Below are 18,632 nucleotides of genomic sequence, written 5' to 3' on the forward strand. Positions count from 1 at the left end.
TTTATAATACTTTTACCGCTTCGTCTATTACACTACTGGCAAAACTATCCAAGTAAGTATTGGTGGTTGCCAAATCGCTGTGCCCCAATATCTGTGAGATAACTTCTCTCGGTACTTGATTGTCCTGCAAAGTCATTGCCATTGTATGGCGGCTTACGTAGCTTGTCAACTTCATGTCTGTAATCTCCAAAACTTTCGCTAAGTTAGCCAAATTCTTGTTATTACGTCCAAAACGGCTACGGATATGATTATAAAGTTGCTCTCCTTTATATCCTGCAATAGAAACTATTGGTAACAAGTAATCTTCTACTAACAATGTATTGGCTGAAAACCAATCCATTAATTCTTGAATTTCAGGAGTTATCTTAATTTGGATAGGTTTAACTTTCTTGGCCTCTTTTGTTTTATTCCGCTTATATACAATATAATTCCCACCATTATAACGAATAATATTCTTCTTAGTCAGCAATGCTGCATCTATAAACGATATACCATAACAATAATACGAAAAAAGGAATAATTTTCGTGTCCGTTCAAGTACAGCATTATCCATCACTGTTGTTTTTAACCTTATCATGCTATCATGTGGCAAATAGCGTTTAGCGGTTTCTTCCTCTAATGCAGCGATATTGAATCCCCCTTTACCAAAAGGATAAGTACTCTCCGATGCCTCTTTATCTTGAATAGCCTTATTTAAAATAGCACGCAAAGCTTTAAAATAATATTTCCGAGTATTCCCTTTACACTCACGTTTTTGAAGAAACACATCAAAAGCTTTTACATATTTAATGTCTATTTCAGAAAATACCTTCTTGTCAAATTTACTATCAAACAGCTCAAGCATATGTAATGTACGACTATAACAGGTTGAATTTCCTATATGACCCGTTTCTTTTAGAGTGGTAATAGTATTATTGAAATAGTCTTTCACTTTACCTTTTGAAGTTCTTCCAACAAAAGCGTCTTCAAACTGATTTAAAGTCCAATCAATTCTATCGGCTTCAAAATCTCTTAGAACAGCATTTACACGAGTTTCCAATTCTGATAACTTAGCATTATATTCTTTGAATTTTGGAACAAGCTTCTTATCTGCTACAAATCTATCATTTTCACTGTTCCATTGTTCAATTGTTGCTAACAGTCCAGTCTTGATATATTTACGCTTTCTGTCTTTGGTTATACGTAAAGTTACAGCAGTCTTACCATCTTTACCTGCATTATATTCTAAAAGCATAAATTTATAATGTGCCATATCCCACTGTTTTTATGTAAGACAAAGGTTTTTCTTTTATTTGAATGACACAAATATGACACATTTTTCAGAAAACACCAATAAATCGAAGAAAAATTATAGAATTTAAGCATTTGATTCATAGCAATATTACTCCTATAAATCAGGCAGATATAAAAATATCAAAGTTTAAAATTGTCACCTGGGGGGCGTGTGGTCGCTGGTTCGAATCCAGTCACCCCGACTGGTGAAAAAGCATTGATAATCTGATGATTGTCGATGCTTTTTGCTTTTTAAACGGTTCTTGTAACTGTGGCGGTGACGTAACGTGACCCCGTAACGGTTGATGCAAAAAAGCAGACACAAGGCAACAAAAAAAAGTTCCACAAAATTAATTTTGTGAAACTTTCCTACTCTTTTCCAATATATTCAGCGGAGAGACAGGGATTCGAACCCCGGGTACCTCGCGGTACAACGGTTTTCAAGACCGCCGCAATCGACCACTCTGCCACCTCTCCAAAACGCTTTTCGCGATGTGCTTCCTTTCAAAAGCGCTGCAAAGGTACGGATTATTTTCAATTTGGCAAATATTTCATCACTTTTTTTGATTGTTTTTTCGCATTGTCGTAACTTTGCCGACGATAACCAAATTGTTAGAACAGACATTAACAAGGCATGATATATCCACAAAACTTTGAACAGAAAATAGGGTTCGACCAAATCAGGAACCTTATAAAAGCCAAGTGCCTGAGCACATTGGGCGAAGAAAAAACAGACGGAATGGCTTTCTCCAGCGACTACGAAGAAATCAACTGCCGGCTGGAGGAAGTAGTGGAATTCGTCCGCATTCTGGAAGAGGAAGACGAATTTCCCAGCCAATACTTTTTCGATGTGCGCCCTTCGTTGAAACGCATCCGGGTGGAAGGACTGTATCTGGACGAACAGGAACTGTTCGACCTGCGTCGCTCGCTGGAAACGATACGCGACATCGTGGGTTTTCTGCAAAAAGAGGACGAGGAAGACGAAGATTCGCACTCACCCTACCCTGCCCTACACGCCCTGGCTGCCGATATTCTGGTATTTCCACAGCTCATAGCACGCATCAACAACATTCTTGACAAGTTCGGCAAGATAAAAGACAATGCCTCTGCCGAGCTCTTGCGTATCCGGCGCGAACTGGCTGACACGACAGGCAGCATCTCGCGCAGCCTGAACAGCATCTTGCGCAGTGCACAGGCAGAAGGTTTCGTGGAAAAAGACGTGACGCCGACTATGCGCGACGGACGGTTGGTCATTCCTGTGGCTCCGGGCATGAAGCGCAAGATACGAGGCATCGTACACGATGAATCGGCTACAGGCAAGACCGTTTTCATTGAACCGGCAGAAGTGGTAGAAGCCAATAACCGCATCCGGGAACTGGAAGGTGAAGAGCGACGGGAAATTATCCGCATACTGACCGAATTTTCGGCAACCATCCGCCCGCAAGTACCCGCCATCCTGCAATCATACGAATTCCTGGCACTTATCGACTTTATCCGTGCCAAAGCCCTTTTCTGTATGGATATCAAAGCAGTAAAGCCCGCCTTCGAAGAACAACAAATCATCGACTGGATAGAAGCCGTACACCCATTGCTTCAGAAATCGCTGGCGAAACACAATAAGAAGGTAGTGCCGCTGGACATCGAACTGACCAGCCGCCAACGCATCCTGCTGATATCGGGTCCCAATGCCGGAGGCAAATCGGTATGTCTGAAAACCGTAGGACTGCTGCAATACATGCTCCAATGTGGCTTGTTGATACCGCTGAACGAACGGAGCCATGCGGGCATCTTCGAAAACATCTTTATCGACATCGGCGACGAACAAAGCATCGAAGACGACCTGAGCACCTATTCTTCACACCTTACCAATATGAAGAATATGATGAAATATTGCAACGGCAAAAGCCTTATCCTGATAGACGAGTTCGGCGGAGGTACGGAGCCGCAAATCGGAGGCGCCATTGCCGAAGCGGTACTGAAACGGTTTAACCAGAAACAGACATTCGGGGTCATCACCACCCATTACCAGAACCTGAAGCACTTTGCCGAAGACCACGAAGGCGTAATCAATGGAGCCATGCTCTACGACCGCCACGAGATGCGCGCACTCTTCCAGTTGCAGATAGGAAATCCCGGAAGCTCGTTCGCCGTAGAGATAGCCCGTAAAATCGGATTGCCCGAAGAGGTGATAGCCGATGCCTCGGAAATTGTGGGCAGCGAATACATTCAAAGCGACAAATACCTGCAAGACATCGTGCGCGACAAACGCTACTGGGAAACCAAGCGGCAAAACATCCGCAAGAAAGAAAAGCAGATGGAAGACACCATTGCCCGCTACCAGCAAGAGATAGAAGAACTGGAGCGCAAGCGGAAGGAAATCCTGCAAAAAGCCAAGGAGGATGCCGAACACCTGCTCCAGGAATCGAACGCCAAGATAGAGAACACTATCCGCACCATCAAGGAAGCACAAGCGGAAAAAGAACGCACACGCACGGCACGCCAGGAACTTGCCGATTTCAAGCAAGAAGTGGAGACCATTGACACCGCAGCCCTCGAAGAACAAATAGCCCGCAAAATGGAACGCCTGCGCGAAAAGCAGAAACGCAAAGAAGAACGGAAGAACAAAAAAGCCGAAACTGCCCCCATGCAGCCGAAAGCAAAGCCCATCTGCACGGGAGACTATGTGCGCATCAAAGGTCAGACAAGTGTAGGACAGGTGTTGGAACTGAACGGACAGAACGCCGTGGTGATGTTCGGACTGATGAAGACCAATGTCAAGACCGAACGGCTGGAACACGCCGACCCACCCAAGACTTCAAACGTGATGGCAAAAGCCACCTTCGTAAGCAGCGAGACGCAAGAACAGATGTACCAGAAGAAACTGAACTTCAAGCAAGACATCGACGTACGGGGCATGCGCGGCGATGAAGCCATACAGGCGGTCACCTATTTCATCGATGATGCCATTCAAGTAGGCGTAAGCCGTGTCCGCATCCTGCATGGAACAGGCTCGGGCATCCTGCGCACACTGATACGCCAATACCTTGCCACCGTACCCGGCGTAGCGCATTTCCAAGACGAGCACGTACAGTTCGGCGGGGCGGGAATCACGGTGGTAGATTTGAAATGACTTACATTTATAATGAACCATTCACCACAGAGAACACAGAGGGACACAGCGTTTTTTATTTTTATCTCCTCTGTGATACTCTGTGTCATCTGTGGTAAAAGATAACCATTTCACATACATACTTAAAAAGATGAAATCAATCAGAGAATTATACCGGATAGGCACAGGACCCTCTAGCAGCCACACCATGGGACCGCGGAAGGCAGCCGAACAATTCCTTGCCCGCCATCCCGAAGCAAAATCCTTCGAAGTGACGCTTTACGGAAGCCTTGCCGCTACAGGCAAGGGACACATGACCGATGTGGCCATCTTAGACGTACTCCAACCACACGCACCGGTCGAAATCGTATGGAAACCGCATGTGTTCTTTCCCTTCCACCCCAATGGAATGACTTTCAAGGCTTTCGATGGAAACGGAAAGAAAACCGATGAGTGGACCGTGTTCAGCATCGGGGGAGGGGCACTTGCTGAAGAAGGGCATCCGCAAGGTAGCACTCCTGACATCTATGAAATGAACACGATGAGCCGGATACTCTACTGGTGCGAACACACCGGACGCAGCTACTGGGAATATGTAGAACAATGCGAAGGTAAAGAGATATGGGACTACCTCGCCGAAGTATGGGAAACAATGAAGGCAGCCATCCTGCGTGGATTGGATGCTGAAGGCGTATTGCCTGGACCGCTCAACCTGCGCCGGAAAGCATCGGCATACTACATCAAGGCAAAGGGATTCAAAGACTCGCTCCGCTCACGCGGACTGGTGTTTGCGTACGCCCTTGCTGTAAGCGAGGAAAACGCTTCGGGCGGAAAAATCGTAACTGCCCCCACGTGTGGAGCCTGTGGCGTGGTGCCTGCCGTGCTCTATCATTTACAGAAAACCCGGGAGTTCAGCGATGCCCGCATCCTGCGTGCCCTTGCCACCGCAGGACTGGTAGGAAATATCGTCAAACATAACGCCTCGATATCGGGAGCCGAAGCCGGATGCCAGGCAGAAGTAGGCGTGGCATGCTCGATGGCGGCTGCAGCGGCAAGCCAACTCTTCGGTGGAAGTCCCGCACAGATAGAATATGCTGCCGAAATGGGACTGGAACACCACTTGGGCATGACGTGCGACCCTGTGTGCGGACTGGTGCAAATTCCCTGCATCGAACGAAACGCCTACGCCGCTGCCCGTGCCCTTGACGCCAATACCTACTCTGCGTTCACCGACGGACACCACCGCGTATCGTTCGACCGTGTGGTAGAAGTAATGAAAGAAACTGGACACGACCTCCCCTCACTCTACAAAGAGACCAGCGAGGGTGGGCTTGCCAAAGACTATCACCCGATGGCAATTGACAATTGACAATTACCAAAGGCTCATCATCTTGTTCTAACAAAAAGTTACTACCCCAAACGTCGGAAACACGGAGTTTCCGACGTTTCTTTTTTATATAAATACCTAAAAATACTGATTTTCTCACTTCCTTTCAGACTCAAGGCCACCGTCTTTTTTCATGAATTTTAGGTATTGACCACCCTCTGAAACCACTCTACCTTTGCATCGTAAAACCAAAACCTAATCAAAATAGCAACATGAAACTAAAGAATCTATTAACATGTGCGGCCCTTGTATTATTTGCGGCTGCATGCAGCGACGATGAAAACAACAGTATCAACGAGAATCCGGCAGCAGACATCGCCGGCACATATGCAGGCTATTCCGAAGCCTCATTCCAATATACCGATACGCCGCTGGTATCGGCAGGTGAATCGCTGACAATAACCAGCGACGGGGAAAACGGCACAGCCACCCTTACTTATACTTCTGCCAGCTTTGGTGAGTTCACCGTAAGTGGAGCCGAAGTGACGCATTCGGGTAGCACGTACAGCGTAAGCGGAAGCGGGTCGACCTTAATGGGAATGAGAGACACGAAAAACGAATACGAATGCACCCTGCAAGGCACACTGGACGAAGGACGGACCGAAGGCACGTTCACTTTCACCGTACCGTCGGTAATGGGTGGGATGACTATCACCTTCACCTTGGGCGACATTCCGGCAGAGAAACTTCTTGCCGGCTCCTACGAAGGATGGACCAATGCCAGTTGCGCTTATTTTGAAAGCATGACGGCCGAAAACCAAACCATCACGCTCTCTGCCAATAACGACGGTACCTTCACCTTGGCATACACATCGGATACGTGGGGCGAGTTTTCATTCACAAGTGTAAGCGCAACCGAAGCCAACGGAACCTATACGTTGAGCGGCGAAGGTACCACCCAAATGGGAATGAACGGCAACGTGAGCGAATATCCCTGCACGCTGAGCGGAAGCATCGATGAAAGCAAGGAAAACGTTAGTTTCACCTTCACCGTACCCGGCGTGATGGGCGGGCTTACCATCACCTTCACCCTGGGCGATATGCCTGCAGCCAACTGATGTATGTACGATTTTCCGATTTACAGGTACGATTTAGGGCAAAATAGTAAATAAATAAATTGTCAAATAGTACATGAAATTACGATTTTCCGATTTACGAGGTACGATTTAAGGCAAATCGTAAATAATCAAATAGTAAATAGTACATGAAATTGTTTCGTCTTTATCAATTGTTCGCGCTGGGGGCAACAATGCTGTTGTTCCCGGCGTGCGACGGCATACTGGACGGCATCTACGACCAGCCCCGCACCACTACCGGCTACGGATTCAACCCGAACGGCGACGGAACGGGAACACTCTTCATTGATGCCACCGATTATGCCCAGTGGACTTACATCAACCTGCATACCGAAGAAATAGACTCCACCCGCATCACCGGAACGGACGGCACGGAGGTACCAATGGGAGAAAACGCCTCACTGCCTGCCGAGTGGGACTTCGCTATCCACCGCTACGATGTAAAGACCAACGGCGGTGCTGTATTGGAGACCGAGGCGACCAGCCTGGATGCCGTACTACTGATGAGCAGCATCCCCACGGAAAACTACGTGAGCGACACCGAGACCCAAATCACCATCGATATGTCGGGTATGATGGAGGGCAACATCCTGTATGCCACCTCCAGCTACAACGCCGAGCTTGCCAAATGGCTGGACGTGGACACCAGCACGATGCCACCTATTTATACCTTATCTAATAAGGTGTACATCCTGCGCATGGCCGACGGCACTTATGCCGCCCTGCGCCTCACGGCATTCCGCAACGAGCAGAATACTTCGGGACACCTCACTATCGAATATGCTTATCCGCTGTAGCCCCCAGCCCATTTAATAAAAAACAAAAGAATATGCAACAACCTATACTGAAAAATCTTATCGTGCTGGCGGGCTGCCTCCTCATCGCGGCAAGCGCCGCCGCACAACGCTACGTTTCGGGGAAAGTGCTCGATGCGGACAACGGGCCGCTTGCCGGAGCAACGGTGTTCGTGAAAGAGAACAGAGCCATCGGAATGACCACCGATGCCGAAGGGAACTACCGCCTGCGCCTCCCCGACGGGAAAGCATACACCCTGCAGGCATCGTTCATCGGATACGTGACGCAAAGCCATGCACTCCAACCGGGACAAGACCGGCTGGACTTCGCTTTGGAAGAAGATGCCATAGGTATGGAAACTGTAGTGGTAACGGGTACACGCACGCCCAAGCTGCTGAAAGACGTGCCTATCGTGACACGCGTCATCACCGCCGACGACATCCGCAAGGTAGACGCCACACACATCGGCGACCTGCTGCAGGCAGAGCTGCCGGGCATCGAGTTCTCCTACTCCATGGACCAGCAGACCTCGCTCAACATGCAGGGTTTCGGAGGAAACGCCGTCCTCTTCCTTGTCGACGGCGAAAGGCTGGCGGGCGAAACGCTGGACAACATCGACTACAGCCGCCTGAACCTGGACAACGTGGAACGCATCGAAATCGTGAAAGGGGCGGCATCGTCGCTCTATGGCTCGAATGCCGTGGGCGGAGTGGTCAACCTCATCACCAAGGAAGCTACCGAGCCGTGGACACTGAACCTGAACGGAAAGTACGGCGCGCACAACGACCAGCGTTACGGAGGCACCTTCACCTTCCGCGCGGGCGACTTCCAGAACAGCCTCAACGTGCAGCACACCTCCACCGACCCCATCGAAGTGGGCACCGTGGGCAAGGACGGCGAGGAGAACGACTTCAGCCGCGTGTACGGCAACCGCACGTGGAACTTCAAGGAACGCCTCGTCTATACCCCTACCGACCGGCTGAAGCTGACCGGACGGCTGGGATACTTCTTCCGCGAACGTGACAAGAGCACATCGAGCAAGGACCGCTACCGCGACTTTTCGGGAGGGCTCCGGGGCAACTATACCTTCAACAAGCGGAGCGACCTGGAAATGTCGTACAGCTTCGACCAGTACGACAAGAGCGACTACGACCCTGCGCAAGACTATGACCTGCGCGACTATACCAACGTGCAGCACACCGTACGCGCCCTCTACAACTATGCGATGAACGACAAGAACACCCTTACCGTGGGAGGCGACTTCATGCGCGACTACCTGATGAGCTACCAGTTCACCGACAACGGCGACCACGAGCAATACACCGCCGACGCCTTCGCCCAGTTCGACCTGAACCCCATCCGAAACCTCAACGTGATGTCGTCTATCCGCTTCGACTATTATTCCGAAGCCGACGTGAAGAACACCTCGTCGAAACTCGGCATCATGTACAAATGGCGCAACTGCTCGCTCCGCGCCTCCTACGCCGGCGGATTCCGCGCCCCCACGCTGAAGGAAATGTACATGGACTTCAACATGGCGAACGTCTTCATGATATACGGCAACGAGAACCTGAAACCCGAAAGCAGCCAGAACTTCTCGCTCTCCGCCGAATACCTGAAGAGCCGCTACAATGTCACCCTGACCGGATATTTCAACCTGGTGGACAACCGCATCACTACCGTGTGGGACCAGAGCCGCAACGGAATGGTCTACTCCAACATCACCCAGATGAACATCGCCGGGCTAAACGCCGACGTAGCCGCCAAGTATCCCTGCGGCTTGGGCGTGCGCCTCTCGTATGCCTACACCCACGTACACATCCCCGATGGCGAGCCTTACTTCTCGTCCACCCGTCCCCATTCCGCCACCGCCAAGCTGGACTACGGCAAGCAGTGGAAAAACTACGGTTTCGACGTGACGCTGACCGGCCGCGTCCTCTCGCGCGTCACCACGGACGAATACGTGAGCTATACCGACCCCGACGCAGGCACCACCTCGACCACCTATCCGGCATACACCCTGTGGAAGCTGAACCTTGCGCAGCGCGTGTACCGGGGCATCCGCGTGAACGTAGTGGTGGACAACCTGTTCAATTACCGCCCAGACCACTATTACAACAGCACGCCCACCACCACCGGCACCACCGTTTCCGTGGGGCTTTCGCTCGACGTGAACCAGCTGTTCTGACGGAAAAGGCATCGGAACATGTGCAAAATGCAATTTAGAGGTCTGAAATCGACCTTGCAACACTTGCAAAATCAGTTTTAGAGGTCTAAAATCCATTTTGCAGACGTGCAAAGTCCGAAACTGAGGTCTAAAATACACTTTGCAACACTTGCAAAATCAGTTTTAGAGGTCTAAAATCCATTTTGCAGACGTGCAAAGTCCGAAACTGAGGTCTAAAACACATTTTGCAAGTGTCCGAAGGTCTGCGGCGAGGGGCTAAAATCCATTTTCCGGGTGTCCGAAGGTCTGCGGCGACCCCTCGCCGCACATTTTCCACCTCTCCGAAGGGCGGAGACAGACAGGATAAAACCTCTCACCACAGAGTAAAAACACAGATTTTCGCGGATTAACGCAGATTAAAACAGATAATCAAAATGAGAATCTGCGAAAATCTGTGTCAATCTGCGTTTCTGAACAGACAAATTATAGTTTCAACATCTACTTAAAAACAAATGAGCAATGAAAAAGAAAAGAATGATTGTGTTGGGTAGCCTCCTCGTAGCCGCCCTCCTGCTGTTCGCCGTATGGAACAGCTGGTTCAGCGCCACGAAGATAGGCTTCATCAACTACCAGGCCATTACCTTGGGCGAAATTTCGAAAGCCAATGACAACCCGTTCATCCGCCTCGCCGAAATCGGCACCGACGAACTGGACAAGCTGGACGGTTGCGACATGGTTTTCATCAACGCGATGGGCATCCGCATCACCGAAGAGCAGCGCACCCTTATCCAAAAAGCCGCCGACAGAGGGCTGCCCGTCCTCTCGACGGCGGTCACCAACCCTGCTAACGACATCTGCTCGCTCGACTCCGCCACCGCCGCTCCCCTGCGTGCCTACCTGGCTGGCGGCGGAAGGCGCAACTACCGCAGCATGCTGGAGTATGTGCGCGGCACGGTGGACGGCAAGCTGATTTCCACCCGTGAGCCGGAACCTGTGCAGGAAGCGGCAAACGAAATGCTGTACCACATCGACCCCTCCCACCCCGATGACGAGGCAAAAGGCTTCAACACCGTAGCCGGATACAACCAATTTCTGAAAGAGCACGACCTGTGGAAAGACGGTGCGCCACGCATCATCATCACCGGACAGATGGGCGAACCCACCGACCTCATCCGCCGGCTGGAAGAGACGGGCAACGTGGTCTATCCCGTGCGCCGCATGAAGAGCTTCATCACCCGCCACCAGATAGACTCGGTGCGTCCCTCTGCCGTCATCAACATGGCACACGGGCGCATGGGCGACTACATCACCGATTACCTGACCCGGCAGAACATCCCCCTCTTCGCCCCGCTGAACGTGAACACGCTGGTGGAAGACTGGGAAAACGACCCGATGGGGATGAACGGCGGATTCCTCTCGCAAAGCGTGGTGACACCCGAGATTGACGGAGCCATCCGCCCCTTCGCGCTCTTCGGCCACTATGCCGACAAGGAGGGGCTGCAACATGCGTCCGCCATCCCCGAACGGCTGGAGACCTTTGTGCAGACCGTGAACAATTACATCACCCTGCAACGCAAGTCCAACGCCGAAAAGCGTATTGCCATCGTCTATTATAAAGGACCGGGACAGAACGCCCTGACCGCTTCGGGCATGGAGGTAGTGCCCTCGCTCTACAACCTATTGGTGCGCCTGCGCCAGGAAGGATACCGGGTAGACGGGATGCCGGAGAGCAGCGAAGCCCTCGGACGGCTCATCCAAGAGCGCGGCACCGTGTTCAGCACCTACGCCGAAGGAGCTTCCGACCGGTTTATGCGCGAAGGACATCCGCAACTGATTACGAAAGACGAATACGAAAACTGGGTGAAGCAAAGCATCCGCCCCGAACAGTATGCCCAAGTGACAGAGGCGAACGGAAAGTTTCCGGGCGAATACATGGCAACGGCGGACGGCAAGCTGGGTATCGCCCGCCTGCAGTTCGGCAATGTCGTTCTGCTTCCCCAACCGGCGGCAGGAGCGGGCAGCAACTCGTTCCAGATAGTGCACGGCACCGATGCCGCACCTCCTCATAGCTACATCGCCCCCTACTTATGGGTGCAATACGGATTCAAGGCAGATGCGCTGATTCACTTCGGCACCCACGGAAGCCTGGAATTCACTCCGCGCAAGCAGGTGGCGCTGAGCAGCAAAGACTGGCCCGACCGCCTCGTAGGCGCCCTGCCCCATTTCTACATCTATACCATCGGCAATGTGGGCGAAGGGGTCATCGCCAAACGCCGCTCGTATGCCGGGCTGCAATCGTACCTCACACCTCCGTTTATGGAAAGCAACGTGCGCGGCACCTACCGCGAACTGAGCGAAGCCGTAAAGGATTACAACAACCTGCTGGAAGAAAACGTTCCCGACCGTTCCGCCCTCGACCGGGCATCGCTGAAGGTGAAAGCCCTGACCGTCAAGCTGGGCATCCACCGCGACCTGGGGCTGGACAGCCTGCTGACCCGTCCTTACACCGAAGACGAAGTGGCACGTGTCGAAAATTTCGCCGAAGAGCTTGCCAACGAAAAGATAACAGGGCAGCTATACACGATGGGCGTGCCCTACGAACAGGCACGTATCGAATCGAGCGTATACGCCATGGCTACCGAACCCATAGCCTATAGCCTGCTGGCACTGGACAAGCTGAACGGGAAAACCGGTCCGCAGACCGAGAAGCACCGCAGCCGGTTCACTCGCCTGTACCTCACTCCGGCACGCACGCTGGTTGCCCGCCTGCTTGCCAATCCCTCGCTTGCCACCGACGAACTGGTATGCCGCACCACCGGCATCACGCAAGCCCAGCTGGACGAAGCACGCGAGATAGAAGCCTCGCGCCAGCGTCCCGAAGGCATGCTGTCGATGATGATGCAGGCAGCCGAAGAGATGCAGGAAAAACCCGCCTCAATGCCTGTCCGACATCCGTCGGGCATCAGCGCAAAGATGCACGAACGGATGAAAAAAGCCGGACAAGGCATGGATCCCGACAAGGCACTGGCAATGGCAAAAAAAATGGGTGCCGACTCCGCCTCGCTCCACAAAATGGAAGAAGCGATGAAGCGTCACGCCACTTCCTCCCAACCTGCCGGAGGAGGCATGGCGGCAATGATGAAGCAGATGATGCACCGCAAAGAATACACCAAGGAACAAATCGCCCGCGCCACGGCAATCATGGAAGTGGAACGTGCCGTCAAGAACGTAAACCTCTACCGCACTGCCCTGCTGGAAAGCCCCGCCAAGGAACTGGAAAGCATGATGAACGCCCTTGCCGGAGGCTATACGCAACCCTCGCCGGGAGGCGACCCGATAGCCAATCCCAACACCTTGCCCACCGGACGCAACCTCTATGCCATCAATGCCGAAGCCACTCCGTCTGAAGCAGCATGGGAAAAAGGCATCCGCCTGGCGAACAACACCATCGAGATGTACAAGAGCCGCCACCACGACTCCATCCCGCGCAAGGTGAGCTATACGTTATGGAGCAGCGAATTCATCGAGACCGAAGGAGCCACCGTGGCACAAATCCTGTACATGCTGGGCGTAGAACCCATCCGCGATGCTTTCGGGCGTGTAAACGACATCCGGCTGATTCCGTCGAAAGAATTGGGCCGTCCGCGCATCGATGTGGTAGTGCAGACCAGCGGACAATTGCGCGACTTAGCGGCATCCCGCCTCTTCTTGATTAACCGTGCCGTAGAAATGGCTGCGGCAGCCAAAGACGATATGTACGAAAACCAGGTAGCTGCAGGAATCGTCGAAACCGAACGTGCCCTGATAGAGAAAGGGCTTACACCGAAAGATGCCCGCGAAATGTCGGCATACCGTGTATTCGGAGGCGTAAACGGCGGATACGGCACCGGCATCCAAGGCATGGTAGAAGCCGGAGACCGCTGGGAAAACGAAAAAGAGATAGCCGGCACCTACCTGCACAATATGGGAGCTTATTACGGAAGCGAAAAGAACTGGGAAGCCTTCCGCCAATATGCGTTCGAAGCCGCCTTGACCCGTACCGATGCCGTCGTACAGCCCCGCCAAAGCAACACATGGGGTGCGCTGAGCCTCGACCACGTGTATGAGTTCATGGGAGGCATGAACCTGGCGGTGCGCAACGTCACCGGAAAAGACCCCGATGCCTACCTGAGCGATTACCGCAACCGCAACAACGTACGGATGCAGGAAGTGAAAGAAGCTATCGGAGTAGAGAGCCGCACCACCATCCTCAATCCCGCCTACATCCGCGAAAAGATGAAAGGCGATGCCGGAGCGGCAAGCTCCATCGCCGAAATCGTGCAGAACACCTACGGCTGGAACGTAATGAAGCCCCAGGCCATCGACCAGCAACTCTGGAACGACATCTACGACGTGTATGTCAAGGATAAATACCATCTCGGCACACAAGGCTATTTCGAAGGCAAAAATCCTGCCGCCCTGCAGAACATGACCGCCGTGATGCTGGAAACCGCCCGCAAAGGATACTGGAAAGCATCGCCCCAGCAGTTGAAAGCCGTGGCAGAACTGCACACCGGACTGGTTGCCAAGTACGGCACTTCGGGAGGAGGATTCGCCGACAACAACGCCAAACTGCAAGACTTCATCGCCGCAAACGTCAGTGTCCCGCAAGCAGCCGGTTACAAACAACGCATAGACGGGATGAAAGAAGCTGCCCTTGCCGACGGAACCGTACAGAAAGGCATGACTCTCAAGAAGAGCACCGTAAACGCTTCCAGTCAGCCCGAAGAGGAAACCAACAAGCTGAGCAGCACCGTAGTAATCAGTGTTGTACTTGCCGCCTTCATCATCCTGCTGATGATACTGAAAAGAAAACGTTCACAAAACCATAAATAAAATGGAACAAATCATTATCATCCTGATGCTGTTCATCGCCATAAACTGCGCTTTCAAGCTCAGTCTGTGGCGGTGGTGGCAGGCAGGCATCTATAGCCTGATTGTGGCGGCATTCACCGTGCTGGCATATCCATATGCCATCCTGCAATCGAAAACACAGATAGCCGACTACCTGCAGAACACCGAAGCCCTGCAGAACATGGCGGTCATCATCACCCTTGAGTCCGCCCTCTGCTTCGGGTTCTGCGTCACCTACCTGCGCGGGTTTTACGGAAAGAAGAATCCCTGGTGGGCAAAGCTGCTGTGGTGGTACCCCAGCCTGCTCTTGTTCCCCGTGGTGTTCTATTGCCTCACCGAAGCCATTTTTACCTTTGTAGGAACCGCATTCAGCACAACCGCTTACATCGTGGCGGCTTTGATGCTAATGGGCATTCCGGCATTGGCAAAGACAGTAACATACTTCGTTCCGGAAAAAGACCTGCGGCTGGAAATCCATTTCCTCATCAGCCTCTTCGTCTGCATCCTCGGACTGCTCACCACCGTAAACGGCAAGACGGTCTATGCCGCCGCAGACGAACCGGTCAACTGGAACGCGGTTATTCTCGCCCTTTCGCTCTTCGTTATCCTATTCATCGTAGGTTATGTATGGAGCCAAATCAAGTATCCACTTATCCAGCGATGGAAAGAACGGAAAATGAAAAAACGTTATTAACTATTCACTATTAATTATTAATTCAAGAATAATGGAATTTATTTCAAAAATGCTTTTCTGGGTTGCCAACAGTTTGCTGATACCCGATGTTATCTTGTTACTTTTCCTCTTTGTACGTGCGCTTATCCTTATCGGAGGCACCTACAATATGTACATCACCAAGCGTAAGAACGACAAAGCGTTCGACCAGTTGATAAAAGAAGGACATACCGACGAACTGCGCCAAGCCTTGCCCGACAAGGACAACTCTCTTTACGTCAGCTACCTGCGCGACATGCTAAACCGCCCCGTAAACGAAGACTATGCCGACTTTACGCTCTCAAAATTCGAAGTAGAAGCTGAAAAAGACGTGGCCCTTTCTAAAATGCTTTCCAAGTTAGGACCGGTACTCGGACTTATCGGTACGCTAATTGCAATGAGTCCAGCATTGGTCGGACTCTCAACAGGCGACATTGCCGGCATGGCATACAACATGCAAGTGGTGTTTGCCACCACCGTAGTGGGTTTGGTAGTCAGTGCCGTAGGGCTGGTTTCGATGCAATTCAAGCAACGCTGGTATGCCAAGTGCGTCAACAACCTCGACTATGTGTCGCGCCTGTTGATTGAGAAAGGAGGGCAAGTATGAGCAGACGTAACCGCCGTGTCAGCTTCTTCAAGAAAGAAGAAGACACCGACCCGTTGAGTGTAGTGGTCAACCTCTTCGACGTAGCAATGGTATTCGCAGTCTCCCTGATGGTAGCGATGGTGATGCACATGAACATGACCGAAGTGTTCACCGACAAAGACTTCACCATCGTAAAGAATCCCGGCAAAGACAACATGGAAATCATCACCAAGGAAGGCAAGCAAATCAACCGTTACACGCCCAGTCAGGACCAGTCGTCCAGCGGCAAGCGAGGCAAGAAAGTGGGCATCGCCTACGAACTGGAAAACGGTGAAATCATCTACGTGCCCGAAGGGGAATGACAAATGTCCGCCATTAGCCTATTCGGTTGAATTGAAAACGCAGTAGTACTGCATCTGCCTACGGATATATACTTCATCGGCAGATGCAGTATATATTCAACCGTGGATGCAGTATATATTCATTTTTAGGAATATGTCCTTGATTACACCAGACAAGGCAGCACTGTTAAGAAACTGTTTTTGAATTTATCGTGCGATGATTTGGGATGAGTTTTTGAGGCATTTCCGCTTGTGTGATGAGGAAGATAGCGGGCTATCTGACGAAGAACAGAAGCGGAAAGGACCAAAAAATCGCCCAAAGCACACACGAAAACGAATACATCAAAACGAGAAAAACTTTTTGGAGAAATTCAGAAGCTGTTTTGAATTTATCGTGCGATGATTTGGGATGAGTTTTTGAGGCATTTTCGCTTCTGTGATGAGGAAGATAGCGGGCTATCTGACGAAGAACAGGAGCGAAAAGGACCAAAAAATCGCCCAAAGCACACACGAAAACGAATACATCAAGCCAAGAAAAACTTTTTGGAGAAATTCAAAACAGCTTCTCAAAACAGTTTCTAAATTTTACCGGTGCAAATCTGTGCTCCATCAGTGTGCTGTATGCTATTCGTTATCCGTCTGTGTGCCGTATTTTAGGAAAATCGGGCAATTTCACGTATCTTTGCGGCACAATTCACCAAACATATATCCAGACAAATGAAAACATACCAGACTTATCTTTTCGATTTCGACTATACATTGGCAGATTCGTCGAAAGGCATCGTGATGTGTTACCGCAACGTGCTCGAACGCCATCATCATACCGGCATCAGCGATGAAGCCATCAAGCGGACCATTGGCAAAACGCTGGTGGAATCGTTCTCCCTCCTCAGCGGAATCACCGATGCCGATACCCTGGAAGCCTACCGGAAGGAATACGTAAAGGAAGCGGACAAGTATATGACGGCAAACACCCGCCTCTTCCCCGAAACCTCACACGTGCTGGCAACGCTGAAAGCACGCGGAGCGAAACTGGGCATCATCTCCACCAAATACCGTTACCGCATCATGGAACTGTTGGGACATGCGCTTCCCGAAAGCACGGTCGACCTCATCGTAGGTGGAGAAGACGTGCAGACTCCTAAGCCTTCGCCCGAAGGCGTATTCATCGCCCTCGAAAAGCTACAAACAGAAAAAACGGATGTCCTGTACGTAGGCGACAGCACTGTAGATGCGGAAACTGCCCGGGCGGCAGGAATAGACTTTGCAGGCGTGCTTCACGGAACAACCACCCTGGAAGAGCTTGCCGCCTATCCGCATACCGGCATTATGAACGACCTTACAGCATTGCTGAAAAACGAATAACACGTTCTACGTCCATCTGGCATAAAAAAGAGGCTTTCCAATGAAAGCCTCTTTTTCTACCTAAATACGTTTTCGGATTTGATTATGCTTCAGCCTCAGCCTGAGCAGGAATTACAGAAACATAACTTCTGTCCTTACGGCCTCTCTTGAAGCATACGGTTCCATCTACCAATGCGTAAAGTGTATGGTCGCTTCCCATACCTACATTTTCGCCGGGGTTATGAACTGTACCTCTCTGACGAACAATGATGTTACCAGCTTTGCAAGCTGAACCGCCGAATATCTTTACGCCTAATCTCTTACTTGCCGATTCACGACCGTTCTTAGAACTACCTACACCTTTTTTATGTGCCATTTTCTTCTACGTTTTTAATGATTAAGCAATAACTTGTTTAATGGTCAATTCAGTAAACTGTTGACGATGACCGTTCAGTTTTCTGTAGCCTTTTCTTCTCTTCTTGTGGAATACCAGCACTTTATCGCCTTTTACCAGCGGAGAAACTACTTCGCAAACCACTTTGGCTCCTTCTACGGTAGGAGCACCCACTTTTACTTCACCGTTGTTGTCTACCAACAAAACTTTGTCAAATTCAACAGTTGCACCGCTTTCTGCGTTTTGAATGTGCTGAACGAAGAGCTTGTTTCCTTCTTCAACCTTGAACTGTTGACCGTTAATTTCTACAATTACGTACATTTCTTTTTAAATTATTAAACGGGTTTTCTCCGCAAGGTGAATCCGTCTCACAGATTACTTGTCTACCTCCACGGACTAAATCGGCTGCAAAGATATAGCTTTAAATCCATATAACCAACTTTTTATGCAGCATTTTCACGCAGAGTTTGTTTAAATTTTCCAATTTTCCGATAAGCAGTATGATATCAGGTCTATATTAAGCAAAATTTAAACGACAGGCTCTCAGAAGCTGTTT

The 18,632-nt window shown here is 50.7% G+C and carries 15 protein-coding genes and 1 tRNA gene; 12 read left to right on the plus strand and 4 right to left on the minus strand.

All coding sequences use genetic code 11. The features are described from left to right. Position 1: 1 nt before the first annotated feature. Together B5G04_RS08630 and B5G04_RS08635 are read right to left on the minus strand one after the other, a co-directional pair. Positions 2 to 1,252, minus strand: coding sequence for a site-specific integrase (locus B5G04_RS08630; RefSeq protein WP_087396807.1), 1,251 nt, complete (start codon positions 1,250 to 1,252; stop codon positions 2 to 4). A 412-nt stretch (positions 1,253 to 1,664) separates the two neighbouring features. After that, positions 1,665 to 1,749 (minus strand) — tRNA-Ser (locus tag B5G04_RS08635). Positions 1,750 to 1,906: 157 nt separating this feature from the next. Here B5G04_RS08635 and B5G04_RS08640 point away from each other — a divergent pair. The 12 genes from B5G04_RS08640 to B5G04_RS08690 all read left to right on the plus strand — a co-directional run bounded on the left by B5G04_RS08640 (position 1,907) and on the right by B5G04_RS08690 (position 17,703). Next, positions 1,907 to 4,402 carry an endonuclease MutS2 gene (locus B5G04_RS08640; RefSeq protein ID WP_013617248.1) on the plus strand — a complete coding sequence of 832 codons (2,496 nt, stop codon included), beginning with the start codon at positions 1,907 to 1,909 and terminating at the stop codon, positions 4,400 to 4,402. A gap of 130 nt (positions 4,403 to 4,532) precedes the next feature. After that, on the plus strand, positions 4,533 to 5,750 hold the full coding sequence (locus B5G04_RS08645; protein ID WP_013617249.1) for an L-serine ammonia-lyase: 1,218 nt from the start codon (positions 4,533 to 4,535) through the stop codon (positions 5,748 to 5,750). 230 nt (positions 5,751 to 5,980) lie between these two features. Then, entirely contained in the window at positions 5,981 to 6,826 is an 846-nt protein-coding gene (locus B5G04_RS08650) for a calycin-like domain-containing protein (protein WP_087396809.1), read from the plus strand. Positions 6,827 to 6,972: 146 nt separating this feature from the next. Next, positions 6,973 to 7,641, plus strand: a complete 669-nt coding sequence (locus tag B5G04_RS08655; RefSeq protein ID WP_087396811.1) for an HmuY family protein — start codon at positions 6,973 to 6,975, stop codon at positions 7,639 to 7,641. A 32-nt stretch (positions 7,642 to 7,673) separates the two neighbouring features. Then, positions 7,674 to 9,827 (plus strand): TonB-dependent receptor, encoded by a 2,154-nt coding sequence (locus tag B5G04_RS08660; RefSeq protein ID WP_087396813.1) that lies wholly within the window; start codon positions 7,674 to 7,676, stop codon positions 9,825 to 9,827. A gap of 498 nt (positions 9,828 to 10,325) precedes the next feature. Continuing rightward, positions 10,326 to 14,681, plus strand: coding sequence for a cobaltochelatase subunit CobN (locus tag B5G04_RS08665; RefSeq protein WP_087396815.1), 4,356 nt, complete (start codon positions 10,326 to 10,328; stop codon positions 14,679 to 14,681). 1 nt (position 14,682) lies between these two features. Continuing rightward, positions 14,683 to 15,393 (plus strand): hypothetical protein, encoded by a 711-nt coding sequence (locus B5G04_RS08670; RefSeq protein WP_087396817.1) that lies wholly within the window; start codon positions 14,683 to 14,685, stop codon positions 15,391 to 15,393. A gap of 31 nt (positions 15,394 to 15,424) precedes the next feature. Continuing rightward, complete coding sequence (locus B5G04_RS08675) at positions 15,425 to 16,018, plus strand: MotA/TolQ/ExbB proton channel family protein (RefSeq protein ID WP_087396819.1); 594 nt, start codon at positions 15,425 to 15,427, stop codon at positions 16,016 to 16,018. Further along, entirely contained in the window at positions 16,015 to 16,359 is a 345-nt protein-coding gene (locus B5G04_RS08680) for a DUF2149 domain-containing protein (protein ID WP_022039822.1), read from the plus strand. The genes B5G04_RS08675 and B5G04_RS08680 overlap by 4 nt, the downstream gene beginning before the upstream one ends. Positions 16,360 to 16,555: 196 nt before the next feature. Further along, the gene (locus B5G04_RS19770; RefSeq protein ID WP_158100076.1) at positions 16,556 to 16,741 is read left to right on the plus strand and encodes a hypothetical protein; all 186 of its coding nucleotides are present in this window, start codon (positions 16,556 to 16,558) and stop codon (positions 16,739 to 16,741) included. After that, positions 16,738 to 16,920 (plus strand): hypothetical protein, encoded by a 183-nt coding sequence (locus B5G04_RS19775; protein ID WP_158100017.1) that lies wholly within the window; start codon positions 16,738 to 16,740, stop codon positions 16,918 to 16,920. The genes B5G04_RS19770 and B5G04_RS19775 overlap by 4 nt, the downstream gene beginning before the upstream one ends. Positions 16,921 to 17,055: 135 nt before the next feature. Then, complete coding sequence (locus B5G04_RS08690) at positions 17,056 to 17,703, plus strand: HAD-IA family hydrolase (protein WP_087396823.1); 648 nt, start codon at positions 17,056 to 17,058, stop codon at positions 17,701 to 17,703. A gap of 82 nt (positions 17,704 to 17,785) precedes the next feature. Here B5G04_RS08690 and rpmA read toward each other — a convergent pair whose 3' ends face one another. Together rpmA and rplU are read right to left on the minus strand one after the other, a co-directional pair. Continuing rightward, positions 17,786 to 18,058 carry a 50S ribosomal protein L27 gene (gene rpmA, locus B5G04_RS08695; protein WP_087396825.1) on the minus strand — a complete coding sequence of 91 codons (273 nt, stop codon included), beginning with the start codon at positions 18,056 to 18,058 and terminating at the stop codon, positions 17,786 to 17,788. 21 nt (positions 18,059 to 18,079) lie between these two features. Then, positions 18,080 to 18,397, minus strand: a complete 318-nt coding sequence (gene rplU, locus B5G04_RS08700; RefSeq protein WP_022038690.1) for a 50S ribosomal protein L21 — start codon at positions 18,395 to 18,397, stop codon at positions 18,080 to 18,082. Between the last annotated feature and the right edge of the window lie 235 nt (positions 18,398 to 18,632).

It is taken from the genome of Bacteroides sp. An51A, from assembly GCF_002161565.1.
GTDB lineage: Bacteria > Bacteroidota > Bacteroidia > Bacteroidales > Bacteroidaceae > Phocaeicola > Phocaeicola intestinalis.